The following is a 22,430-nucleotide window of genomic DNA, read 5'->3' as shown; positions in this document are numbered from 1 at the left end:
CATGGAAAATAACCAGCCGATAATCATCAAGCGCGTCAAGCGCATCGCCGGTGGGCATCACGGGGGCGCCTGGAAAATCGCCTTCGCGGACTTCGCGACGGCGATGATGGCGTTCTTCCTGGTGCTGTGGCTGCTGTCCACCGCAACGCCTGAACAGAAGATCGCCATCGCCGGTTACTTCAAGGACCCGGTCGGCTTTTCCGAAAGCGGCACGCCGTACATCATCGACCTGGGCGGCACACCGACCCTGGCGCCGGAGAACACCCTCAACCCCGAGGTGAAATCTCAGCCGCAGCCCGACAAGGTGACCATCGATGCCGAGCAGGTTGAAGGCATGGCCGAGCAGGTCGAGAAGGAACGTCTCGAGTTGTTGCTGCAAGAACTGCAGACCAAGGTTGAAGAGAACCCGCAGCTGAAGAAATTCAAAGACCAGATCAGTTTCGAAATCACGCCGGACGGTTTGCGCATCCAGATCGTGGACGCCGAAAACCGGCCGATGTTCGACTCCGGCAGTGCTCGTCTGAAGCCGTACTTCGAAGACATCCTGCTGGCCATGGCCGACACCATTAAAGCGGTGCCGAACAAGATCAGCATCAGCGGCCACACCGATGCCAAGCCGTACACGGGCACCGGTGACTTTGGTAACTGGGAGCTCTCGGCCAACCGTGCCAACGCGGCACGTCGTGCGCTGGTTGCCGGCAGCTATCCGGATGCGCAGGTGGCGCGTGTCGTCGGTTATGCCTCGTCAGCACTGTTCGATCGCGAGCACCCGTTCAATCCGGTCAACCGCCGTATCGACATCGTGGTACTGACCAAGAAAGCCCAGCGTGCCATCGAAGGTTCGCAAGGTACGGAACCGGCTCCAGAGCCGGCGCAAGGGCAGGGCGGCCCGGGCGAAGTGCCCGTCACGCCAGCCGACCCGAATGCGTTGCCGGCGGATAAAGAACCGTTGCCGGCGCATGAGCTTCGCGAGCGTTTGAACCTGTTCGACAACCCGGCGCCGAAGCCGGCGGAACCGCCGAAGCAGTGACCCGCAAAAAAGCCGACAGCGATGTCGGCTTTTTTGTGCCTGTCGTTTGTACGTTGGTGGCGGCTGTAGGAACGATCTGAAATTGCATGCCGGGGTTCTCAGTCGTACAAGCATCTGACTATAGTTCCGCCGTTGCTGCCAGCGCGGTGACCGATCTTAGCCGGTCGAACCACAGATGAAATCTTTCGAAATTATCCGGAGTTTTGACCCATGGCTAAGTACCACCCGCTCCAAGGCAACTTCAGCGTCGGCCCGACGCTGTACATCGACACCGAAGCCCGCGCTTCCGATCTTCTTGAAACCGCCGTCCACCGACTCAAAGCCGCGCGTAATCTGCTCAACAGTGTCACCTGCCTTTGCGTCAAAGAAGCCGAGGGTCATGACCTGGAGCATTTCGCCAACGCTGCACACATGTTGATCCAGGACGGCTGTGATGCCTTGGATGCGCTGGGTTGGAAGCTGGAAAAAGCCGCACACTGAAGACCAGAAGCCGCGATCGTCGCGCAATGCAGTTCACTTAAGCTCGCTCTTGGGTCATGCCTGCCTTGTGGCGAGCGAGCTTCAGGGCGGGCGTTCCGACGTTGATCTGCGTAGCTGCCGCAAAAATCTGGTCACGGTAAGAATGGCAGTTACCTGCCATTCTTACCGTGACCGTCACTCGCTTCTCGGCCCTTATCTTTTATCTCGCGTCGCAGGGATCCGCATCAAAATTCACGAAAGAATATCAGGATTTTTGCACGCTATCAGACCCTCTGATATCGTGATGAAATCGTGATACGGAAGAATGACCATGGTTGACTTTACCAGCTACGACCACGACCTCGATGAGAGGCGTGACCTGATCGAGCTCAAGGTCTATGTAGAGAGCGTGCTTGGCCTGAAGCTGCGCTTAAAACCGTGGGAGCGCGTCAAAGTCCTTCCGTACGCGCTGCGTGACCGATACGAGTTTTTTGTCACGGAAATCTTGGGCGCCAAGTGCCTCATCCTGAAGGAACGTCCACAGCGGGAAGCTAGCGTTGCTGATATCGCCAAGCATATGCAGGCAATCAACAACCTGCTGGCGAAGAAGTCGCCCGAAACCGGCGACCTCATGATCTTCGTCACAGACACGCTCCCGAGCTATGACAGAAAGCGACTGGTCGAGAAAGGCGTCCAATTCATCGTGCCAGGAAACCAGCTTTATCTTCCCGCGTTTGGAATGGATTTGCGTGAGTACTACAGGCAGCGCCTGGAAAAACCTCAGGTACTGAGCCCCGCCACTCAATCCATGCTTATTCAATTCTTGATCAAAGGATGGCAGTCCCAGTTACTGACCACTCGCTCTACGTTCGAGAAATCCTTTACCTACGCGAAAATGACCGTCACCAGAGCCATCAAAGAGCTGACCGACCTGGACATCGTTCAGCCTGGAAAGGAAATGGGTGAAGCCGCGATCTTTTTTCACTTGTCTCCTAAAGAGACTTGGGAAATGGCGAAAAACTACATGCGTACGCCGGTCAAAAAAACGCTTTGGTTAAATGCAATTCCTGAGGCGTATGACACCCCAATGCTGCTGGCGGGTGAGGCGGCTCTGGCAGAGGTGAGCCTTCTCGCCAGCCCAAAAGTACCTGGCTTTGCAATGACGACTGCGCAGTTCGATCACATTCGAGAGCTCGCTCAGTCCGATCACCGCTGGAAGATGGATACTGCATATGGGGAAGAGTTCGGTTTTTGGGGCTCAAAGACGGCCAAATCGAAATTTGAGACCACATCCCCTTTTTATGAGGTGCCGCAAAACCATGCAGCGTGCTGCATCCAGTTTTGGAGTTATGACCCTCTGCATAGCAACACAGCCACTGGGACTGTAGACCCATTTTCTCTCTACCTGAGTCTCAAGGATGAGCATGATGACCGGGTGCAAATGTGTTTGGATGAAATGATGGAGAACGTGAAATGGTAGTGGGTATCGACCGGTTTAGAGAGTATTTCAAAGACTACCAGGGCAGCTACGTTCTGATTGGCGGGGTGGCAGCATCCATTACCATGGAGCTTCTGGATGAGCCATTTCGAGCCACCAAGGATCTGGATGTCGTACTGGTCGTTGAGGCCCTCAATCGTGAGTTCGTAGGGCAGTTCTGGAAGTTCATCAAGGACGGCGGATATGACATTCGTCAAAATGGAGACGGTGAAGGGGGCTCCCCTGTTTTCTATCGTTTCCAGAATCCTGAGGACAAATCCTTTCCAGTTCAGATCGAGCTTTTTTCTCGTGTCCCAGATGGCCTGAAGCACGAAGAGGCGACCCGAATGACCAGAATCCCCGTAGAAGAGCAAGCTGCAAGCCTTTCTGCGATCATCCTTGATGATGAGTATTACAACTTTCTCCTGGCCGGCGTCGACCACACCCAAGAAATCAGTCACATAGGGGCCGACAGACTCGTTCCGCTCAAAGCCCATGCCTGGCTTAACAAGAAGGCGCAAATCGAGAACGGCGTACGAGTGGATAGTCGTGATATCAATAAACACTTCAGAGATGTGATCTTACTTTCTGTCGGTCTTACAGAAGGAATGACTAAGCTTCCTGAACGAATGGCTCTCGATTTGATGTCATTTCTCAACCAAGTGCCCGCTGAGCTTGCGTCTAACCCTCAAGGTTACAAAGGAGTGGATGGCGATCGCTTGATCAAGACCATTCAAGAAGCCTTCAGCCTCAATTAATTCGTGTTTTTTGCACGGTATCACTAGCGCTGATAGCGTGCGTAAATTCTGTTATGTGGCCATTAATAGGGCTCTGTAACGCAGGTTTCGGGACGTAAGGTGTGTTGGCCGGGCGGTTACTGCTCAACAGCATCACCTGCCTGATATGAAGTCAGAAGGTGTAAACCTTATTCAGGACGCGACAGACCAAAAAAAGCCGCGATCATCGCGGCTTTTTTGCGCCTGTCAGAAACCGCGTCGGATGCGGTTCTTGAGCTGGTCGTGGAACAGCTCGGCATTGCGTCTGTAGGTGCCGTAAAGGGATTCGTTGATTGAATCCAGCGTCATCGAACGCTTGGTCGCCACTTCTTCTCGGTAGGCATCAATGAAAAACTCCAGATCCTTGTCGGTGCTGAGCTTTGGCCATTTATCGAGGTAGAGCGGCAGTTCCGCCGGTTCTGTCTTGAATGAACAAATCCGTCGGTTACTGATGGTCGCTTCACCGATTTCGAACGGCACCCACCACGACAGCGCGGTCTTGTCCGAGACTACCGCTATCAGATGCGTGCACGCCGTGATGTTGCGGGTGATGACCCCGGTGATGTCGTCAGTGGTTTGTGATTCCGGATCCAGCACGTCGAAGTAGGTCTTGATGTTGGCTTGAATAAGACGGGTGTTGATGGCGATGGCGTGGGGCCGATCGCTATGGCGGTAGCTGATGAATACTGGCATCAGAAGTGTCCCTTGATCGCGAGTTCTCGGTAATAGGCGCCGAGGGCGGTAAGGCGGCAGCCGGTGGAGTGGATGGCGGCGTAGTACATGTGTTCGGCGTCCACCGGTTCGATCAGGCTGTGGCGATTGCATTTTTGCAGTTGGGAGAAGACTTCACCGTGCTCTGGGTCGAACGTGGCTTCAGTAGGTTCGTAGCTGGGGTCGAGCGCGAACATTGATTCGGCTTCGGCGAACCAGTCGGGCAGTTTGCGCAGAATCTCTTTGGGGATCAGCGGCGAGACTTCTCGCAATGAAATGAACTGCGACACATTGGTCTTGAACACCGGGCGCTGTTCCCATGCGTCGAGAGCGTTGTCGACAAATGAATAGAGGCTGCCGGGGGTAATCTTTCCCAATATGTTCGCGGCGCCGCCGTGCAATGCTTGCAGCAACAGCCCAGTGAAGACGCCATGGTTGGCGCCTTCCATCGCCGGCTCTTCCTTTTTGCAAGCGGTGAGGATGGTCATGCCTTCGCACACCATGCTGCTTTCGCTGCGTAGCGCCCGGACTTCACCCGCCGAGCCCGCCTGGCAGCAGTCAAGAATAATTACTTTGTTTTTGATTTTTACGGCTTTGGTCGCCCAGTTCAGGATGTCGCTGATGCGAATTCCATCCTTGGCGGATTTGTAGTCCTGGGGGATCAGCATGCCTTCGTCCGTATCGACGTCGAAGTTGCCGTGACCGGCGAAGTACAGCAGTGCAACGCTGCAATCGCCTGAAAACAATTCCTGGATATGCCCTTCGAGCTTTTCACGGCTCAGATAATCTTCGGCGGAGGTCAGGACCAGGTTCTTGAAATTCGGATCGCCATTGGCGTCGGTTTTCAGCACCGAAGCCATGGCCATCGCGTCGTTGTTGCAGCCACTCAATTGCGAAACATGGCTGTAGTTATTAATGCCGATGAACAATCCCTTGCGCATGGTTCAACCCGCCGCGTGAGTACGAATGGCACTGATGATGCTGTTGGTGTTCCACGCACACTCCGCGTGTGCTGCCCGGCGCACCACGGTAGAAATCCGCTCCGCACCAAACGGCTTCACCGCAATGATCACCTTGCCCATACGCCTGGCGATCTCGATTTCCTTGTTGATCCACTTGCTGTAGGTCGAATACATCCCCGCCATGATCAGCACTGCCGAGCAGGGCCGGATTTTGTTTTCGATGGCTTCTTCCAGCTGTTTGTCGGTTTTCGCGCCGATGATCGGGTTGTCCGGCGGCACCGAAAAATTTTTGAACGTGAAGCCGGGTTTAGCGTTGAGCAGCCGCACGAGGTTGTCGTGGGCGTGGGGGTAGTTCCACGAATGGCTGATGAACAAATGATAGGTTTGCATGGGTATCCCTCGGTATCGCCAAAATGCGAAGAGGGCTCGAATGTATGCACTTGAGTGGTCGCAACAAGACCCGCACGGATAAAGAGAATTCCCCTACAAGCAGGCGTGAAGGAGCCTTACAGAAGTTTCTGACGTTTAAGTGGTGAGGATATTTGTAGGATGCTACAAGCGGCGCGCCGCCCCGTCAGTGTCGAGGCAGCGGGCGCGTCTGTTTAGTAGCTGGTTTCGGGCAGGCTGGCGATGATCGAACGATAGCTGTTCATCCGTTGCTGCTGTACGCGGCCTTCTTCCAGCGCCTTGAGCAGGGCGCAACCCGGCTCGCGGTCGTGCTTGCAGTCGCGGAAGCGGCAGGTGCCGATCAGGTCGTTGAACTCGATGAAGCCGGCTTCAACGTCGGCACGGCTGACGTGGCCCAGGCCGAATTCGCGGATACCCGGGGAGTCGATCAACTCACCGCCACCGGGGAAGTGGAACAACCGCGCGGTGGTGGTGGTGTGAGTGCCCTGGCCGGACAACTCGGACAACGGGCCGACACGGGCTTCGACTTCAGGCAACAGGCTGTTGACCAGCGACGACTTGCCGACGCCGGACTGGCCGACGAACACGCTGATGCGCCCGTCCAATTGTTTTTGAAGTTGCTCCATGCCGTTGCCGTGGTGCGCCGAGACTTCCAGCACCGGGTAACCCAGCGTGCGGTAAACCGCCAGCAAGACATTCAACGCCGGGGCGTTCTGCTCGTCGATCAGGTCGAACTTGTTGAGCAACAGCAGCGGACGAATCCCAGCGTGCTCAGCAGCGACCAGATAGCGGTCGATCAAGTTGGCGTGAGGCTCGGGCAGTGGCGCGAAGACGATGACGATCATGTCGACGTTGGCCGCTACTGGTTTGAGCTGACCACGGCTGTCCGGACGGCAGAGTTCGGTTTTGCGCGGCAGTTGCGCCACGATCACACCGATGCCCTGGTTGCCGGCACGCCAGACCACCTGATCGCCGGTCACCAGCGCCGGCAGGTTGGCGCGCAAGTGACAGCGGAACACCTGGCCGGCCAAATCGCCATCGAGGGCTTCGACTTCGACCTGCACACCGAAGTGCGCGATCACCAGGCCCGTTTGTTCCGGACCCAGATCGCCACCCTCAAGTGCCTCGACAGCCGAGGACTCGCGTTTGGCGGCGCGGGCAGCGCGTTCGCCCTGAATCTTTTCGATGCGCCAGTTTTGACGACGATTGAGTTGGCGTTTGGCCATGGGTGTTCCGTATCAAGAATGCAGCGATTAGGTAAAACGGCCGCGAGTTTAGCACGCCCGGCCGGCTGCCTAGGCTAAACTGCGCAGCATTGCCTAGGAGCCGACACATGCAAAACCCGCAGAATCTGATCTGGATCGACCTGGAAATGACCGGTCTGAACCCTGATACCGACGTCATCATCGAAATGGCCACCATCGTCACTGACAGTGACCTGAACACCTTGGCCGAAGGTCCGGTGATCGCCATCCATCACAGCGACGAAATTCTCGCCGGCATGGACGAGTGGAACACCCGTCAACACGGCGGCTCCGGGCTGACTCAGCGCGTTCGCGACAGCCGTATCAGCATGGCCGAAGCCGAAGCCGAGACCATCGCCTTCCTGGAACAATGGGTGCCGAAGGGCAAGTCGCCGATCTGCGGCAACAGCATCTGCCAGGATCGTCGCTTCCTTTATACCCACATGAAATCCCTGGAAAGCTTCTTCCACTACCGCAACCTCGACGTCTCGACCCTTAAAGAGTTGGCCGCACGCTGGGCGCCGGACGTGCGCGACAGCTTCAAAAAGGGCAGCACTCACCTGGCCCTGGACGACATTCGCGAATCGATCGCCGAGCTGCAGCACTACCGCAAGCATTTCATCAAGTTCTGACTGCGGGCTACGGTCCCTGTGTAGGAGCTGCCGCAGGCTGCGATCTTTTGACTTTGATTTTTTAAGATCAAAAGATCGCAGCTTGCGGCAGCTCCTGCATGGGATTGTGTCGGTCTCGCCCTCTTTTGGTGCCGCGACTAAATGGCTAGACTGCGCGCCTTCCTGCAAGGACCGCCGCCATGTTGCTGATGCTTTACCTGATCGCCATTACCGCCGAAGCCATGACCGGTGCCCTGTCTGCCGGTCGTCGCGGGATGGACTGGTTTGGCGTGGTGCTGATTGCTTGCGTCACGGCTTTGGGTGGGGGTTCGGTGCGTGACGTGCTGCTCGGCCACTACCCGCTGACGTGGGTCAAACATCCGGAATACCTGGTGCTGACCTCAGTGGCGGCGATGTTCACGGTCTTCGCTGCACGCTGGATGCGCCATCTGCGCTCGCTGTTTCTGGTGCTCGACGCCGTGGGCCTGGTGGCGTTCACCCTGATCGGCTGCATGACCGCGCTGGAAATGGGCCACGGCATGCTGGTGGCTTCGGTCAGTGGCGTAATCACCGGGGTTTTCGGCGGCATCCTGCGCGACATCTTCTGCAACGACATCCCGCTGATCTTCCGCCGCGAACTCTACGCCAGCGTCTCGTTTGCTGCGGCGTGGTGTTACATGCTCTGCATTTACCTGCAATTGCCCGGCGAACAGGCGATTCTCATCACCTTGTTTGGCGGCTTCCTGTTGCGGTTATTGGCAATCCGTTTTCACTGGGAAATGCCGAAATTCGTTTACAACGACGAAGCCTGATTTCAGCGGGGTGGCATGGTCGGATAAGTGTGTGTTCGAAATATCCTGTCGAGGAAGTCGCTTAGGCTCTTCAGTGAAAATAGGGTAAAAAGTCCATAAATGGGGTGGTGCGTTATTGAATTACCCTGTTTAGTGCTTGAATTACCCTGTTTGGCAGGTAAAACATATATGCGGTCACTCACTCCCGAATTTCTCTCAACACTTCGCTACAACGGATTGCAGGTCGCGACGTTGCGGGCTCTCGGTGAGTATCGTGGCAAGCAACAATTGTTCGTTTCCCAATCCCCAGAAATTCTTCAGGACCTGAAGCAGCTTGCAGTCATCGAGTCCGCAGAGTCATCGAACCGATTGGAGGGGGTGGTTGTATCGCCAAGTCGTTTGAAGTCGTTGATTATCAAAAATGCCGACCCGAAAAGTCGCTCCGAGCAAGAAATTGCGGGTTACCGCGATGCGCTTTCTCTTATCCATGAAGCGGCAGAGGGGATGCCATTCTCCGAGGGCGTCATTCGGCAGTTGCACGGCATGCTTTATCGCTATCTACCGCAGGATGGCGGGGAGTGGAAAGCAACGAACAATGACATCATCGAGCGCCATCTGGATGGCAGCTCGCGTGTTCGCTTTCAACCGGTAGCTGCACATCTGACACCCATTGCAATGGTCGATATGGTCACGCAGTACCGCAGAGCACTGGATCAGAATCTGGCAGACCCGCTCGTATTGGTCCCGCTGAGTATTCTCGACTTTCTCTGCATACACCCTTTCTCAGATGGCAACGGGCGTGTAGCTCGCCTGCTTACTTTGTTGTTGCTTTACCAGTTTGATTATCGCGTAGGCCGTTTTATCAGCCTTGAACGGATCTTCGAGGACTCAAAGGAAAGCTATTACGAAACACTTGAGGTCAGCTCTCAAGGTTGGCATGAAGGCAGGCACGATGTTCAGCCATGGCTCAACTATTTCTGGGGCGCGCTACTTCGCGCTTACAAGGAGTTTGAGGAGCGTGTCGGTAAGATCGATAAGCGCCATGGAGGCAAAAGCGATCGAGTTCGAGTTGAGGCATTGAAGCGCACCCTACCGTTTTCGATTACTGAGCTTGAAGAGGCTTGCCCTGGCGTGAGTCGTGACACCGTGCGTATGGTTTTGCGTTCATTGAAAGCTGAAGGGTTAATTGAATCAACTGGGAAGGGGCGAAGTGCCAAGTGGATAAACTTGCATCGCTAAGGGCTCGTTCCATGGCTGCCAGCGCGCAGCTCATGTTGCTTCAGCGCCCACTCCACATGCTCACGCACCAACTCCGACGGGTAATCCCTGCGGGCCTTCAACGCTTCCAGCACAGGAATGCTCGACGGCGCGTTCCCCAGCCCTACCGCCAGGTTTCGCAGCCAGCGCTCGTAACCCGCTCGGCGTAACGGCGAACCTTCGGTGTTGCTGAGAAACTTCTCCTCATCCCACATGAACAGCTCTGCCAGCTCCGCGTTGTCCAGATTGTGTCGTGGCTTGAAATCGCTTTCTCCAGTGGGGCGTGCGAAGCGGTTCCACGGGCAGACGATCTGGCAGTCATCGCAACCGAACACCCGATTGCCAATCAGTGGTCGCAAATCTTCCGGGATCGCGCTTTTCAGTTCGATGGTCAGGTAGGAAATGCAGCGTCGGGCGTCGAGTACATAAGGACCGACGAAGGCGTTGGTCGGGCAGATGTCGAGGCATGCGGTGCAACGGCCGCAATGTTCGGTGCTGTGTGGCGGGTCAACCGGCAGCGGCAGGTCGACAAACAGTTCGCTGAGAAAGAAATAACTGCCAGCCTTGCGATTCAAGACCAGGGTATTTTTGCCGATCCATCCAAGACCGGCCTGTTCCGCGATGGCTTTTTCCAGCACCGGCGCGCTGTCGACGAAGGCACGGAAACCAAACGGGCCGATCTCGGCCTGAATTTTATCGGCCAGTTGTTGCACGCGTTTACGGATCAATTTGTGGTAATCGCGGCCCAAGGCATAACGCGAGACGTAGGCTTTTTCCGGTTGTGCCAGACGTTTGGCCATTTCGGTGTCGCCCGGCAGGTAGTCCATGCGTAGGGAAACCACCCGAAGCGTGCCGGGCACCAGCTCTTCCGGGTGTGAGCGTTTGCTGCCGTGGGCGCCCATGTAGTCCATTTCGCCGTGATAGCCGGCCGCAAGCCAGCGCTCCAGGTGCTGCTCATGCTCGGCCAGGTCGAGGCCGCTGATGCCGACTTGCTGAAAGCCCAGCTCGCGGCCCCAATCCTTGATGGATTGGGCGAGGGCGGGCAGGTCTGTGGTAATTGCGGGCATGAGGCGAGAGAAACCGGAGCTGAGGTGCGTATAATTCTGCCAGACATCGGAGCCCGAAGACGCATGCTGCACACTAAAGATGATTTACCCGACGTGCTGTATAGCGCCGCGCAAGTGCGAGCACTCGATGCGAGCCTGATCGCGGCCGGCACACCGGGCTTCGAATTGATGCAGCGCGCGGCGCGGGCGACCTGGCGTGCGCTGGTCCGTCATTGGCCGACGGCGAACGAATTGAGTGTTGTGGCCGGCCACGGCAATAACGCCGGTGACGGTTATCTGGTGGCCGTGCTGGCCAGACGTGCCGGCTGGCATGTGCGGGTGCTGGCGGCCGGTGATCCCAAGCGTTTACAGGGTGACGCGGCATTGGCCCAAGCCGAGGCCGTGTCCGAAGGTGTCGCGGTTCAAGCCTGGAGCGCACAGTCCGAGTTGCGCGGTATTGTGCTGGATGCCTTGCTTGGCACCGGTCTGACGGGAGAGGTGCGAGAACCCTACGCGGGCGTCATTGCGGCGATCAATGGCTGCGGGCTGCCGGTTGCGGCAGTGGATATCCCTTCCGGGTTGTGCGCTGATACCGGCCGAATACTCGGTGCTGCGGTGCGGGCTGACCTGACGGTGACGTTCATCGGCCTGAAACTGGGTCTGTTCACCGGCGATGCTGCAGACAGGGTCGGCGAGTTGGTGTTCAACGATCTGCAAGCCTCCCCCGAGTCGTTTAATGGAGTTGCCATCAGTGCACGTCGCCTGACGGCCAGTTCCTTGCCGCGTCTGGCGGGCCGGGCTCCAACCTCCCATAAAGGCAAATTTGGCCACGTCCTGCTGATCGGCGGTGATCGCGGCTTTGGCGGAGCCATCCTGCTAAGCGCGCAAAGTGCGCTGCGTAGCGGTGCGGGCATGGTGTCCGTGGCGACGCGCAGTGAGCATGTTCCGGCCGCGCTGGCGAGAATTCCCGAAGCCATGGTGCTGGGCACTTCGTCGGCCAATCAACTGATGGAACTGCTGCAAAAGGTTTCCGTGCTGGTTGTTGGCCCAGGCTTAGGTCAGGCTTCCTGGGGGCGCAGCCTTTTGTCGGCGGCTGCCAACGCGCCGCTGCCGCAAGTCTGGGACGCCGACGCATTGAATCTGCTGGCCACGGCGCACGTGAGCTTGCCCAAGAATTGTGTGATCACTCCGCATCCGGGCGAAGCGGCGCGCTTGTTGGGGATGAGCACTGCCGAAGTGCAGGCTGATCGTCCTGCGGCGGCTCACGCACTGAGTAAAAAATATACAGCTGTCGTGGTGCTGAAAGGCGCCGGCAGCCTGATCGCCAGCCCCGATGGGCGCCTGGCGTTGTGTCATCAGGGGCATCCGGCCATGGCCACCGCCGGTTTGGGTGATGTGCTGGCCGGTCTGATCGGCGCGTTGCTGGCTCAAGGCATGGAGGCGTTCGACGCCGCCTGCCTGGCCGTTTGGCTGCATGCCAATGCTGGCGCGCAAGAAGGTAAATCGGGCCGTGGGCTGGCGGCCAGTGATCTGATTCCAGCCATTCGTCAGTTGTTGGAGGAGCAAGCACCGTGTCTGAAGTAACCCTGTACCTGGCTGATGAAGAGGCGATGACCGCATTTGGCGCACGCATCGCACAAACCACTGAGGGGCACGGTCTGATTTTTCTCGAGGGGGATCTGGGCGCGGGGAAAACCACGCTGTCCCGGGGCATCATCCGTGGCTTGGGGCATGTGGGCGCGGTAAAAAGTCCGACCTTCACCTTGGTCGAACCCTACGAGATTGGCGACATCCGGGCCTTCCATTTCGACCTCTATCGCCTGGTCGATCCTGAAGAGCTGGAGTACCTCGGCATCCGCGACTACTTCGAAGACGACGCGTTGTGCCTGATCGAGTGGCCCGAAAAGGGTGCAGGCTTTTTGCCAAAGCCCGACCTGACCATTACCATTAGCCCGCAAGATGGCGGGCGTTCGCTGAAAATTTTGTCCCAGGGCTCGCGTGGCGAGTCGTGGTGTGCCGCTTTGGCATTGGAAACCAATTAAATGATGGGGTCAGGTATGCGCTTTCGCGCGATGGTAGCTGCCGTAGGATTGTTGTTTTTGGCGGTGACCGTCGACGCTGTGGCCGAGACGAAGGTCAATAGCGTTCGCCTGTGGCGGGCTCCGGACAACACACGACTGGTGTTCGACCTGACCGGTCCTGTCCAGCACAGCGTCTTTACCCTGTCCGCCCCGGATCGGCTGGTCATCGACATCAATGGCGCGACCCTTGGTGCGCCGCTGAACGTCAACACCTCGAACACGCCGATCACCGCCATGCGCTCGGCTCAACGTACGCCGACCGACCTGCGAGTGGTCATCGACCTGAAAAAAGCCGTGACGCCGAAAAGTTTTACCCTGGCGCCAAACGCCCAGTACGGCAATCGCCTGGTGGTCGACTTGTTCGATAACGCGGCCGACGCCGCGCCAATTCCTGCGCCGACCAACGTCGCGACGGTCGCTCCGGTGCCGGTCACTCCGGTGGAGCCTGCAGTGAAGCTGCCGCCAGCCCCGGCCGGCAAGCGCGACATCATTGTGGTCATTGATGCCGGTCACGGCGGCGAAGACCCGGGTGCCTCGGGCTCTCGCGGTCAGCGTGAAAAAGACGTGGTACTGGCCATCGCCCGCGAACTGCAGCGTCAGGTCAACGGCATGAAAGGCTTCCGTGCCGAACTGACCCGCACCGGCGACTACTTCATTCCATTGCGCGGCCGTACCGAAATCGCCCGCAAGAAGGGCGCCGACCTGTTCGTTTCGATTCACGCCGACGCCGCGCCTTCGGCCGCAGCCTTCGGTGCCTCGGTGTTCGCCCTGTCTGATCGTGGCGCTACCTCGGAAACGGCCCGTTGGCTGGCCGACAGCGAAAACCGTTCCGACTTGATCGGCGGTGCCGGCAACGTCAGCCTCGACGACAAGGACCGCATGCTGGCGGGCGTGCTGCTCGACCTGTCGATGACCGCGTCGCTGACCTCCAGCCTGAACGTCGGCCAGAAGGTCCTGAGCAACATCGGCCGCGTCACGCCGCTGCACAAGCAACGTGTGGAACAGGCCGGGTTCATGGTACTGAAGTCGCCGGATATTCCATCGATCCTGGTGGAAACCGGGTTTATCTCCAACGCCAACGAAGCTTCCAAGCTTGCCGCAGCGAATCACCAGCAGGCGCTGGCGCGCTCGATCAGCAGCGGCGTGCGTCAGTTCTTCCAGCAGAATCCGCCGCCGGGCACCTACATTGCCTGGCTGCGTGATTCTGGCGGGATCGCACAAGGTCCTCGTGACCATCGGGTGAGCCCCGGCGAGACGCTGGCTATGATTGCCGTGCGATATCAGGTGTCTCCGGCCACGCTGCGCAGCGCCAACAACCTGTCGAGTGATGAGCTCAAGATCGGTCAGCACTTGACCATCCCCGGCACTGAACTGGCGGCCAAAGAATGAACCAGGTGCTGACCAATACGGCTCGCATCGAGCTGCTCAGCCCGCGACTGGCGAACCAGATTGCCGCCGGTGAGGTGGTTGAGCGCCCGGCCTCGGTGATCAAGGAGCTGCTGGAAAACAGCCTCGACTCCGGCGCCAAGCGTATCGATGTCGATGTGGAGCAGGGCGGTGTCAAGCTGCTGCGGGTGCGCGACGATGGCAGCGGCATTTCTGCCGATGACCTGCCGCTGGCCCTGGCGCGTCACGCCACCAGCAAGATTCGCAACCTGGAAGACCTCGAGCAGGTCATGAGCCTCGGGTTTCGCGGTGAAGCACTTGCCTCGATCAGCTCCGTGGCGCGTCTGACCCTAACCTCTCGCACTAAAGATGCCGATCAGGCCTGGCAGGTCGAGACCGAAGGCCGGGACATGGCGCCTCGCGTGCAGCCCGCGGCCCATCCGGTGGGCACATCGGTGGAAGTGCGCGACCTGTTCTTCAACACCCCGGCGCGACGCAAGTTTCTCAAAACCGAAAAAACCGAATTCGATCACCTGCAAGAAGTGATCAAGCGTCTGGCGTTGGCGCGCTTCGACGTGGCGTTCCATCTGCGCCACAACGGCAAGACCATCCTCAGCCTGCACGAAGCCCATGACGACGCGGCTCGTGCCCGGCGTGTGGCGGCGATTTGCGGTTCGGGTTTCCTCGAGCAGGCGCTACCGATCGAGATCGAGCGCAATGGCCTGCATTTGTGGGGCTGGGTCGGCTTGCCGACGTTCAACCGTAGCCAGGCAGACTTGCAGTACTTCTTTGTGAACGGCCGTGCGGTACGCGACAAACTGGTGGCCCATGCGGTGCGCCAGGCCTATCGCGACGTGCTGTTCAACGGTCGGCACCCGACATTCGTGCTGTTTTTCGAAGTCGATCCGGCAGGCGTGGACGTCAACGTGCACCCGACCAAGCACGAAGTGCGCTTCCGTGACGGGCGTATGGTTCATGATTTCCTCTATGGCACCCTGCACCGCGCCTTGGGCGATGTGCGGCCGGAAGACCATTTGGCCGCGCCTGTCGCGACGGCCATCGTTCGGCCCACCGGCATAGATGCTGGCGAGTTTGGTCCGCAGGGCGAAATGCGTCTGGCGGCCAATGCCTTGCTGGAACAGCCTCAAGCCCAGCCGTCGTTCAATACGCCGGCCGGCTCGGGCGCTGGTGCCGGTTACCAATATCAGTACTCGCCGCGCCCTCAATCGGGTGTGCCTGCGAATGAAGCTCAGGCTGCCTACCGTGAGTTCTTTGCGCCGCTGCCAGAAGCCAACGCGGTCGCGCTGCCGGCCGGACAGGACGATATTCCGCCGCTGGGTTATGCACTGGCGCAGCTCAAAGGCATTTACATTCTTTCGGAAAACGCCCAAGGGCTGGTGCTGGTGGACATGCACGCGGCCCATGAGCGGATCATGTACGAACGCCTGAAAATCGCCATGGCCAGCGAAGGCCTGAGCGGTCAGCCGTTGCTGGTGCCGGAGTCCCTGGCGGTCAGTCAGCGTGAAGCCGATTGCGCCGAAGAACACGTCGCGTGGTTCCAGCGCCTGGGCTTTGAATTGCAGCGTCTGGGCCCTGAATCCCTGGCCATTCGGCAGATTCCGGCCTTGCTCAAGCAAGCTGAAGCCAATCGATTGGTCAGTGATGTACTGGCGGATCTGATGGAATACGGCACCAGCGACCGGATTCAGGCGCATCTGAACGAATTGCTCGGCACCATGGCCTGCCATGGCGCGATTCGGGCGAATCGGCGTCTGGCCCTGCCGGAAATGAACGGTCTGCTGCGCGACATGGAAAACACCGAACGCAGCGGTCAATGCAACCATGGCCGACCGACCTGGACCCAACTGGGCCTGGACGATCTGGACAAACTGTTCTTGCGCGGTCGTTGATGAACCAGCTCCCTCCTGCGATTTTCCTGATGGGGCCGACCGCCGCCGGCAAGACCGACCTGGCCATCGAACTCACCAAAGTCTTGCCTTGCGAGTTGATCAGCGTCGATTCGGCGCTGGTCTACCGTGGCATGGACATCGGCACCGCCAAGCCTTCAAAAGAACTTCTGGCTGAGTTTCCACACCGTTTGATCGATATTCTTGATCCGGTAGAGAGCTATTCGGCTGCAGACTTCCGCCGTGATGCCCTCGAAGCCATGGCCGAGATCACCGCGCGGGGCAAAATTCCGCTGCTGGTGGGCGGCACAATGCTCTATTACAAGGCTTTGGTTGAAGGTCTGGCAGACATGCCGGCGGCTGACCCGGACGTCCGCGCACAGATCGAAGAAGAAGCTGCACGCCTTGGCTGGCAAGCCTTGCACGAACAATTGGCAGTCATCGATCCGGAATCTGCGGCGCGTATTCATCCGAACGATCCGCAGCGACTCAGTCGAGCGCTGGAAGTTTATCGCGTCAGTGGTCAGAGCATGACTGCACTAAGGTTGCGACAATCTGCGCAAAGTACTGAAGCAGCCGCCTCGGGACTGCAACAATTGCCCTATACTGTCGCGAACTTGGCCATTGCTCCGGCAAATCGCCAGGTATTGCACGAGCGCATTAAACAAAGATTCACGAATATGTTGGAACAGGGATTCATTGACGAGGTCGTAGCCCTGCGTAAGCGAAGTGACCTGCATGCCGGGTTGCCGTCTATACGTGCAGTAGGCTATCGACAAGTCTGGGACTACCTGGATGGCAAGCTGACGCAAGCCGAGATGCAGGAGCGTGGAATCATTGCCACGCGCCAATTGGCGAAGCGCCAGTTCACCTGGCTGCGCAGTTGGGCTGATTTACACTGGTTGGACAGCCTCGATTGCGACAATCTGCCGCGCGCCTTGAAATACCTCGGGACCATCTCCATATTGAGCTGAGTCCTTGCATTTGCCGTCTATCCTTGGGGGTGTGACGGCCACAAGCCATCTGTTTACCTATTTTTTATATTGAATCCTTAAAGGAGTGCGGCACATGTCAAAAGGGCATTCGCTACAAGACCCTTACTTGAATACTTTACGTAAAGAGAAAGTGGGGGTTTCCATCTACCTGGTCAACGGGATCAAACTGCAAGGCACGATCGAGTCTTTTGACCAGTTCGTTATCCTGCTGAAAAACACCGTCAGCCAGATGGTTTACAAACACGCTATCTCTACAGTGGTGCCGGTTCGTCCAATTCGTCTGCCTAGCGCAACCGAATCCGAAGCAGGTGACGCTGAGCCAGGTAACGCCTGATAGGAGTCTCCTTTGTTCTTTGAGCGCCACGGTGGTGGTGAGCGAGTAATCCTCGTTCACTTGGATGGACAGGACCCTGAGGCGCGCGAAGATCCGCAGGAGTTTCAGGAACTGGCTAATTCGGCGGGCGCCGAGACCGTTGCGTTTTTTAACGTACCGCGTCATCGGCCAACCGCCAAATTCCTGATTGGCAGCGGCAAGGTCGAGGAACTACGCGACCTGGTCAAGGCCGAAGAGGCCGATCTGGTGATTTTCAATCACATCCTCACGCCCAGTCAGGAGCGTAACCTCGAACGTGTTTTCGAGTGTCGCGTGATCGACCGTACCGGTCTGATTCTCGATATTTTCGCCCAACGCGCCCGTACCCATGAAGGCAAGCTCCAGGTAGAACTGGCCCAGCTTGACCACATGAGCACCCGGCTGGTTCGTGGCTGGACTCACCTTGAGCGTCAGGGTGGCGGTATCGGTATGCGTGGCCCGGGTGAAACCCAGCTGGAAACCGACCGCCGTTTGCTGCGGGTTCGCCTGCGACAGATCAAGGGCCGACTGGAAAAAGTGCGCAGTCAGCGCGAACAGTCGCGACGCGGTCGTTCGCGTGCGGATATTCCTACCGTGTCCCTGGTGGGGTATACCAACGCCGGCAAATCCACGCTCTTCAATAACGTGACGAAATCCGACGTGTACGCGGCTGACCAGTTGTTTGCCACGCTGGACCCGACTTTGCGCCGTCTGGAGCTCGACGATCTGGGGCCGATTGTCCTGGCCGACACGGTGGGTTTCATACGCCACTTGCCCCACAAACTGGTCGAGGCGTTTCGGTCTACGCTCGAAGAGTCGAGCAACTCGGACCTGCTGTTGCACGTGATCGATGCGGCCGAACCGGATCGCATGTTGCAGATCGAGCAGGTGATGGTGGTGCTGGGCGAGATCGGTGCCCAGGACTTGCCGATCCTCGAGGTCTATAACAAACTCGATTTGCTTGAAGGCGTTGAGCCACAAATCCAGCGCGACGAAAACGGCAAGCCCCAACGGGTCTGGCTGTCGGCGCGTGATGGCAGTGGTCTGGAATTGCTTGAGCAAGCCATTGCCGAGTTGCTGGGCGGTGATTTGTTTGTTGGCACCTTGCGCTTACCGCAACGTTTTGCTCGACTGCGTGCGCAGTTTTTCGAGCTCGGTGCGGTGCAGAAAGAAGAACACGACGAAGAAGGCATCAGCCTGCTGGCCGTTCGCTTGCCTCGGGTCGAGTTGAATCGACTGGTGAGCCGCGAAGGACTGCAACCGATGGAATTCATCGAGCAACACACTTTGCAATAAAAGCCTGAGAAAGCGGTTGTGCCGCGGTGACAGGCATTCTGTAGCATTGGTCGGCGCGCCGTGGGTGCGTCTTTGCTTTATCAGATGGAGAGCGCTATGGCTTGGAATGAGCCGGGTGGCAACTCGAATAATCAGGATCCTTGGGGTGGCAAACGCCGCAATAACGGCGACCGCAAGGGACCACCGGATCTCGACGAGGCCTTCCGAAAGCTGCAGGAAAGCCTGAACGGGTTGTTCGGTGGTGGTAAGAAACGCGGTGATGACGGTGGCGGTTCGGGCAGGAGTAGCGGCTTCGGCGGTCTGCTCGGCATCGGCCTGGTCGTGTTGGCGGCCGTATGGCTGTACAGCGCGGTCTATGTAGTCGACGAGCAGGAGCAAGCCGTGGTGCTGCGCTTCGGCAAGTACTACGAAACCGTTGGCCCGGGCCTGAACATCTATTTCCCGCCGATCGATCGCAAGTACCTGGAAAACGTCACTCGTGAGCGTGCCTATACCAAGCAAGGTCAAATGCTGACTGAAGACGAGAACATCGTCGAAGTGCCGCTGACCGTGCAGTACAAGATCAGCAATCTGCAGGACTTCGTGCTGAGCGTTGATCAGCCGGAAATCAGCCTGCAGCACGCGACCGAAAGTGCCTTGCGCCACGTGGTGGGTTCCACCGCTATGGACCAGGTGCTGACCGAAGGTCGTGAATTGATGGCCAGCGAAATCAAGGAGCGTCTGCAACGCTTCATGGATACCTATCGCACCGGCATCACCGTCACTCAGGTCAACGTACAGAGCGCAGCCGCACCGCGTGAAGTGCAGGAAGCCTTCGATGACGTGATCCGTGCCCGTGAAGACGAGCAGCGTTCGCGTAACCAGGCTGAAACCTACGCCAACGGCGTCGTGCCGGAAGCCCGTGGTCAGGCCCAGCGCATCATCGAAGATGCCAATGGTTACCGTGACGAAACCGTCTCGCGCGCCAAGGGTGAGGCTGATCGCTTCACCAAGCTGGTGAGCGAGTATCGCAAGGCACCTGAAGTGACCCGTCAGCGTCTGTACCTGGACACCATGCAGGAAGTCTTCAGCAATACCAGCAAGGTTCTCGTGACCGGCAACAAGAATGGCCAGAGCAATCTGCTGTACTTGCCGCTGGACAAGATGGTCGAAAGTGGTCGCAGCACCAGCACTCCGGTGACCGGCGCGGCAGCCACCAGCAATGAAGCGAATGTGCGTGCAGCCGATCTGCAGCAACAGCAAGCACGTACCAGGGAGAGTCGCTGATGAGCAATAAATCGCTGATCGCCCTTATTGTCGGCGTCGTCGTGGCGATCGCTGCCTGGAACTGTTTCTACATCGTGGCTCAGACCGAGCGTGCGGTGCTGCTGCAGTTCGGTCGTGTGGTCCAGACTGATGTTCAGCCGGGCCTGCATGTGAAAGTGCCTTACGTTAACCAGGTGCGCAAATTCGACGCACGCCTGATGACGCTGGATGCACCGACACAACGCTTCCTGACGCTGGAAAAGAAAGCCGTCATGGTTGATGCCTACGCCAAGTGGCGCGTGAAAGATGCCGAGCGCTTCTACACCGCGACTTCCGGCCTCAAGCAGATCGCTGACGAACGTCTTTCCCGTCGTCTGGAATCGGGCCTGCGTGACCAGTTCGGTAAGCGCACGCTGCACGAAGTGGTTTCCGGTGAGCGCGATGCGCTGATGACCGATATCACGGCTTCGTTGAACAAGATGGCGGAAAAAGAGCTGGGCATCGAAGTTGTCGATGTTCGGGTCAAGGCCATCGATCTGCCGAAAGAAGTGAACCGCAGCGTGTTCGAGCGCATGAGTTCCGAGCGTGAGCGTGAAGCTCGCGAGCACCGCGCCAAGGGTAACGAACTGTCGGAAGGCATTCGTGCCGACGCTGATCGTCAACGCCGCGTGTTGCTGGCTGAAGCCTATCGCGAATCTGAAGAGGTTCGTGGTGATGGTGATGCCCAGGCTGCTGCGATCTACTCCAAGGCCTACGGCCAGGATCAGGAGTTCTACGGTTTCTACCGTAGCCTGCGTGCCTACCGTGAAAGCTTCGCGAACAAATCCGACGTCATGGTCCTGGACCCAAGCAGCGACTTCTTCCGTTACCTGGAAAAAGCCAAGCCTTGATACGACGTTGACCTGAATCATCCCCCGCCTGACGGCTAACACCTCGGGCGGGGTGATCCTTTGGGAAAACGTGTGTATGATGCGGCAGCCGGGAAATTCCCGGCTTTTTTGCGTCTGCACGTTTGATTGCTGTTTTTTATGCAGGCGTCCGAGTTGAATGACTCGACAGGTTTTTCGAGGAAAGTGGTTGGCGAAGCCGATTTCAGGCTTTTCGCCCCGTTGTTCATGCGCGTGGTTTGTGCGCATGAACCGATCATTTTCTGCTTCACTCAAGGCTCGCCCAAAGGCTTGTCGCCCGGATCATAGGGGAATGGCGTAATGGCAACGGTAGACCGCTGGCTGCTGCCAGATGGCATCGAAGAAGTACTGCCACCAGAAGCGGCGCGCATTGAAGTCGCGCGTCGTCAGGTGTTGGATCTGTTCCAGAGCTGGGGTTACGAGTTTGTCGTGACTCCCCATATCGAGTACCTGGAATCCCTGCTGACCGGCGCGGGCCAGGACCTCGATCTGCGTACCTTCAAGGTCATCGACCCGCAATCGGGCCGGCAGATGGGTTTTCGTGCCGACATCACGCCGCAAGTGGCGCGCATCGATGCGCACACCTTGCGTCGCGAAGGCCCGAGTCGTCTGTGCTATGCCGGTAGCGTGCTGCACGCTCAGCCGCGCGCCTTGTCGTCCTCGCGCAGCCCGATCCAGCTGGGTGCCGAGTTGTACGGCGATGCCAGCCCGAGCAGCGACGTGGAAGTCATCAGCCTGATGTTGGCTATGCTGCAACTGGCCGATGTGCCGGACGTGCACATGGACCTCGGTCATGTGGGTATCTACCGTGGCCTCGCTCGCGCCGCCGGTTTGTCCGGTGAAGTCGAGCAACAGCTGTTCGATGCATTGCAACGTAAAGCCATCGACGAGGTCATTACCTTGACCGAAGGCTTGCCTGCCGATCTGTCGGGCATGTTGCGGGCGCTGGTCGACCTGTGTGGCGGCCGTGAAGTATTGAGCGCTGCCCGCGAGCGTCTGGCGAATGCGCCGGCGCCGGTTCTGGCAGCTCTGGACGACTTGCTGGCGATTGCCGAGCGTCTGTCCACGCGTTTCCCTGAGTTGCCGTTGTATTTCGACCTGGGCGAGTTGCGCGGCTACCACTACCACACCGGTGTGGTGTTCGCGGTGTTCGTGCCGGGTGTTGGCCAGTCCATTGCTCAGGGCGGTCGTTACGACGACATCGGTGCCGACTTCGGTCGGGCTCGTCCGGCAACCGGCTTCTCTACCGATTTGAAAACCCTGGTGACCCTGGGGCGTGCTGAGATCGAGTTACCGTCTGGCGGTATCTGGATGCCTGACAGTACGGATGCGGCACTCTGGCAGCAGGTTTGCCAGTTGCGCAGTGAGGGTCAGCGTGTCGTTCAGGCGTTGCCTGGGCAACCATTGGCCGCCGCCCGTGAAGCGGACTGCGACCGGCAATTGATTCAGCAGAACGGGCTTTGGCAAGTATCGCCACTGGCTTCTTGA

At 58.2% G+C, this 22,430-nt stretch carries 22 protein-coding genes; 17 read left to right on the top strand and 5 right to left on the bottom strand.

Annotated elements, in window-relative coordinates; all coding sequences use genetic code 11:
- Position 1 precedes the first annotated feature (1 nt).
- The 4 genes from motB to ACSQ87_RS29005 all read left to right on the top strand — a co-directional run bounded on the left by motB (position 2) and on the right by ACSQ87_RS29005 (position 3,724).
- Positions 2 to 1,030: a flagellar motor protein MotB gene (gene motB / locus ACSQ87_RS29020; RefSeq protein WP_436274898.1), complete on the top strand. Its 1,029-nt coding sequence runs from the start codon at positions 2 to 4 to the stop codon at positions 1,028 to 1,030.
- Between the two features lie 210 nt (positions 1,031 to 1,240).
- The gene (locus ACSQ87_RS29015; protein WP_436274897.1) at positions 1,241 to 1,510 is read left to right on the top strand and encodes a hypothetical protein; all 270 of its coding nucleotides are present in this window, start codon (positions 1,241 to 1,243) and stop codon (positions 1,508 to 1,510) included.
- A gap of 310 nt (positions 1,511 to 1,820) precedes the next feature.
- Positions 1,821 to 2,969, top strand: a complete 1,149-nt coding sequence (locus ACSQ87_RS29010; RefSeq protein ID WP_436274896.1) for a hypothetical protein — start codon at positions 1,821 to 1,823, stop codon at positions 2,967 to 2,969.
- The gene (locus tag ACSQ87_RS29005) at positions 2,963 to 3,724 is read left to right on the top strand and encodes a hypothetical protein (RefSeq protein WP_436274895.1); all 762 of its coding nucleotides are present in this window, start codon (positions 2,963 to 2,965) and stop codon (positions 3,722 to 3,724) included. Before ACSQ87_RS29010 ends, ACSQ87_RS29005 begins: the two co-directional genes overlap by 7 nt.
- Before the next feature lie 225 nt (positions 3,725 to 3,949).
- On the opposite strand, the gene ACSQ87_RS29000 is transcribed toward ACSQ87_RS29005, so the two are convergent.
- The 4 genes from ACSQ87_RS29000 to rsgA form a co-directional block, all read right to left on the bottom strand.
- A complete protein-coding gene (locus ACSQ87_RS29000; RefSeq protein ID WP_436274894.1) occupies positions 3,950 to 4,435 on the bottom strand; it encodes a toll/interleukin-1 receptor domain-containing protein in 486 nt (161 codons plus the stop codon).
- Positions 4,435 to 5,394 (bottom strand): caspase family protein, encoded by a 960-nt coding sequence (locus ACSQ87_RS28995; RefSeq protein ID WP_283182712.1) that lies wholly within the window; start codon positions 5,392 to 5,394, stop codon positions 4,435 to 4,437. Before ACSQ87_RS28995 ends, ACSQ87_RS29000 begins: the two co-directional genes overlap by 1 nt.
- Positions 5,395 to 5,397: 3 nt before the next feature.
- Positions 5,398 to 5,805: a TIR domain-containing protein gene (locus tag ACSQ87_RS28990; RefSeq protein WP_123369060.1), complete on the bottom strand. Its 408-nt coding sequence runs from the start codon at positions 5,803 to 5,805 to the stop codon at positions 5,398 to 5,400.
- Between the two features lie 212 nt (positions 5,806 to 6,017).
- A complete protein-coding gene (gene rsgA / locus ACSQ87_RS28985) occupies positions 6,018 to 7,049 on the bottom strand; it encodes a small ribosomal subunit biogenesis GTPase RsgA (RefSeq protein ID WP_436274893.1) in 1,032 nt (343 codons plus the stop codon).
- A gap of 107 nt (positions 7,050 to 7,156) precedes the next feature.
- On the opposite strand from rsgA, the gene orn reads away from it, so the two are divergent.
- The 3 genes from orn to ACSQ87_RS28970 all read left to right on the top strand — a co-directional run bounded on the left by orn (position 7,157) and on the right by ACSQ87_RS28970 (position 9,708).
- Positions 7,157 to 7,699, top strand: a complete 543-nt coding sequence (gene orn / locus ACSQ87_RS28980) for an oligoribonuclease (RefSeq protein ID WP_056746367.1) — start codon at positions 7,157 to 7,159, stop codon at positions 7,697 to 7,699.
- 179 nt (positions 7,700 to 7,878) lie between these two features.
- Complete coding sequence (locus ACSQ87_RS28975) at positions 7,879 to 8,490, top strand: trimeric intracellular cation channel family protein (RefSeq protein WP_008153267.1); 612 nt, start codon at positions 7,879 to 7,881, stop codon at positions 8,488 to 8,490.
- Positions 8,491 to 8,658: 168 nt separating this feature from the next.
- On the top strand, positions 8,659 to 9,708 hold the full coding sequence (locus tag ACSQ87_RS28970; RefSeq protein ID WP_436274892.1) for a Fic family protein: 1,050 nt from the start codon (positions 8,659 to 8,661) through the stop codon (positions 9,706 to 9,708).
- Here ACSQ87_RS28970 and queG read toward each other — a convergent pair.
- Positions 9,705 to 10,793 (bottom strand): tRNA epoxyqueuosine(34) reductase QueG, encoded by a 1,089-nt coding sequence (gene queG / locus ACSQ87_RS28965; protein WP_223431783.1) that lies wholly within the window; start codon positions 10,791 to 10,793, stop codon positions 9,705 to 9,707. The two genes, ACSQ87_RS28970 and queG, sit on opposite strands and share 4 nt — an antisense overlap.
- Positions 10,794 to 10,856: 63 nt before the next feature.
- Between queG and ACSQ87_RS28960 the strand changes: the two genes are divergently transcribed.
- The 10 genes from ACSQ87_RS28960 (at position 10,857) to ACSQ87_RS28915 (ending at position 22,430) form a co-directional block, all read left to right on the top strand.
- Positions 10,857 to 12,356 (top strand): NAD(P)H-hydrate dehydratase, encoded by a 1,500-nt coding sequence (locus ACSQ87_RS28960; RefSeq protein ID WP_436274891.1) that lies wholly within the window; start codon positions 10,857 to 10,859, stop codon positions 12,354 to 12,356.
- Positions 12,344 to 12,814, top strand: coding sequence for a tRNA (adenosine(37)-N6)-threonylcarbamoyltransferase complex ATPase subunit type 1 TsaE (gene tsaE / locus ACSQ87_RS28955; protein ID WP_046045717.1), 471 nt, complete (start codon positions 12,344 to 12,346; stop codon positions 12,812 to 12,814). The genes ACSQ87_RS28960 and tsaE overlap by 13 nt, the downstream gene beginning before the upstream one ends.
- The gene (locus ACSQ87_RS28950) at positions 12,815 to 14,242 is read left to right on the top strand and encodes an N-acetylmuramoyl-L-alanine amidase (protein WP_317851620.1); all 1,428 of its coding nucleotides are present in this window, start codon (positions 12,815 to 12,817) and stop codon (positions 14,240 to 14,242) included.
- Positions 14,239 to 16,149, top strand: a complete 1,911-nt coding sequence (mutL, locus tag ACSQ87_RS28945) for a DNA mismatch repair endonuclease MutL (RefSeq protein WP_436274890.1) — start codon at positions 14,239 to 14,241, stop codon at positions 16,147 to 16,149. The genes ACSQ87_RS28950 and mutL overlap by 4 nt, the downstream gene beginning before the upstream one ends.
- Positions 16,149 to 17,120, top strand: coding sequence for a tRNA (adenosine(37)-N6)-dimethylallyltransferase MiaA (gene miaA, locus ACSQ87_RS28940; RefSeq protein WP_436275125.1), 972 nt, complete (start codon positions 16,149 to 16,151; stop codon positions 17,118 to 17,120). The genes mutL and miaA overlap by 1 nt, the downstream gene beginning before the upstream one ends.
- A 94-nt stretch (positions 17,121 to 17,214) precedes the next feature.
- On the top strand, positions 17,215 to 17,475 hold the full coding sequence (gene hfq / locus ACSQ87_RS28935; protein ID WP_007902656.1) for an RNA chaperone Hfq: 261 nt from the start codon (positions 17,215 to 17,217) through the stop codon (positions 17,473 to 17,475).
- A 12-nt stretch (positions 17,476 to 17,487) separates the two neighbouring features.
- On the top strand, positions 17,488 to 18,789 hold the full coding sequence (hflX, locus tag ACSQ87_RS28930; protein WP_046045721.1) for a ribosome rescue GTPase HflX: 1,302 nt from the start codon (positions 17,488 to 17,490) through the stop codon (positions 18,787 to 18,789).
- A 96-nt stretch (positions 18,790 to 18,885) separates the two neighbouring features.
- Positions 18,886 to 20,055, top strand: coding sequence for an FtsH protease activity modulator HflK (gene hflK / locus ACSQ87_RS28925; protein WP_223431780.1), 1,170 nt, complete (start codon positions 18,886 to 18,888; stop codon positions 20,053 to 20,055).
- Positions 20,055 to 20,924 (top strand): protease modulator HflC, encoded by an 870-nt coding sequence (hflC, locus tag ACSQ87_RS28920; RefSeq protein WP_008156983.1) that lies wholly within the window; start codon positions 20,055 to 20,057, stop codon positions 20,922 to 20,924. The genes hflK and hflC overlap by 1 nt, the downstream gene beginning before the upstream one ends.
- Before the next feature lie 318 nt (positions 20,925 to 21,242).
- Positions 21,243 to 22,430 (top strand): ATP phosphoribosyltransferase regulatory subunit, encoded by a 1,188-nt coding sequence (locus ACSQ87_RS28915; RefSeq protein WP_007939588.1) that lies wholly within the window; start codon positions 21,243 to 21,245, stop codon positions 22,428 to 22,430.

It is taken from the genome of Pseudomonas sp. LjRoot277, assembly GCF_964253845.1.
Classification (GTDB): Bacteria; Pseudomonadota; Gammaproteobacteria; order Pseudomonadales; family Pseudomonadaceae; genus Aquipseudomonas.
The sequence above is the reverse complement of the archived record's forward strand: the minus strand, read 5'-3'. Positions and strand labels throughout refer to the sequence as shown.

Coding starts and splice junctions, on each gene's coding strand:
- motB (WP_436274898.1), top strand. CDS start 2: ATGGAAAATAACCAGCCGATAATCATCAAGCGCGTCAAGCGCATCGCC.
- ACSQ87_RS29015 (WP_436274897.1), top strand. CDS start 1,241: ATGGCTAAGTACCACCCGCTCCAAGGCAACTTCAGCGTCGGCCCGACG.
- ACSQ87_RS29010 (WP_436274896.1), top strand. CDS start 1,821: ATGGTTGACTTTACCAGCTACGACCACGACCTCGATGAGAGGCGTGAC.
- ACSQ87_RS29005 (WP_436274895.1), top strand. CDS start 2,963: ATGGTAGTGGGTATCGACCGGTTTAGAGAGTATTTCAAAGACTACCAG.
- ACSQ87_RS29000 (WP_436274894.1), bottom strand. CDS start 4,435: ATGCCAGTATTCATCAGCTACCGCCATAGCGATCGGCCCCACGCCATC.
- ACSQ87_RS28995 (WP_283182712.1), bottom strand. CDS start 5,394: ATGCGCAAGGGATTGTTCATCGGCATTAATAACTACAGCCATGTTTCG.
- ACSQ87_RS28990 (WP_123369060.1), bottom strand. CDS start 5,805: ATGCAAACCTATCATTTGTTCATCAGCCATTCGTGGAACTACCCCCAC.
- rsgA (WP_436274893.1), bottom strand. CDS start 7,049: ATGGCCAAACGCCAACTCAATCGTCGTCAAAACTGGCGCATCGAAAAG.
- orn (WP_056746367.1), top strand. CDS start 7,157: ATGCAAAACCCGCAGAATCTGATCTGGATCGACCTGGAAATGACCGGT.
- ACSQ87_RS28975 (WP_008153267.1), top strand. CDS start 7,879: ATGTTGCTGATGCTTTACCTGATCGCCATTACCGCCGAAGCCATGACC.
- ACSQ87_RS28970 (WP_436274892.1), top strand. CDS start 8,659: ATGCGGTCACTCACTCCCGAATTTCTCTCAACACTTCGCTACAACGGA.
- queG (WP_223431783.1), bottom strand. CDS start 10,793: ATGCCCGCAATTACCACAGACCTGCCCGCCCTCGCCCAATCCATCAAG.
- ACSQ87_RS28960 (WP_436274891.1), top strand. CDS start 10,857: ATGCTGCACACTAAAGATGATTTACCCGACGTGCTGTATAGCGCCGCG.
- ACSQ87_RS28950 (WP_317851620.1), top strand. CDS start 12,815: ATGATGGGGTCAGGTATGCGCTTTCGCGCGATGGTAGCTGCCGTAGGA.
- mutL (WP_436274890.1), top strand. CDS start 14,239: ATGAACCAGGTGCTGACCAATACGGCTCGCATCGAGCTGCTCAGCCCG.
- miaA (WP_436275125.1), top strand. CDS start 16,149: ATGAACCAGCTCCCTCCTGCGATTTTCCTGATGGGGCCGACCGCCGCC.
- hfq (WP_007902656.1), top strand. CDS start 17,215: ATGTCAAAAGGGCATTCGCTACAAGACCCTTACTTGAATACTTTACGT.
- hflK (WP_223431780.1), top strand. CDS start 18,886: ATGGCTTGGAATGAGCCGGGTGGCAACTCGAATAATCAGGATCCTTGG.
- hflC (WP_008156983.1), top strand. CDS start 20,055: ATGAGCAATAAATCGCTGATCGCCCTTATTGTCGGCGTCGTCGTGGCG.
- ACSQ87_RS28915 (WP_007939588.1), top strand. CDS start 21,243: ATGGCAACGGTAGACCGCTGGCTGCTGCCAGATGGCATCGAAGAAGTA.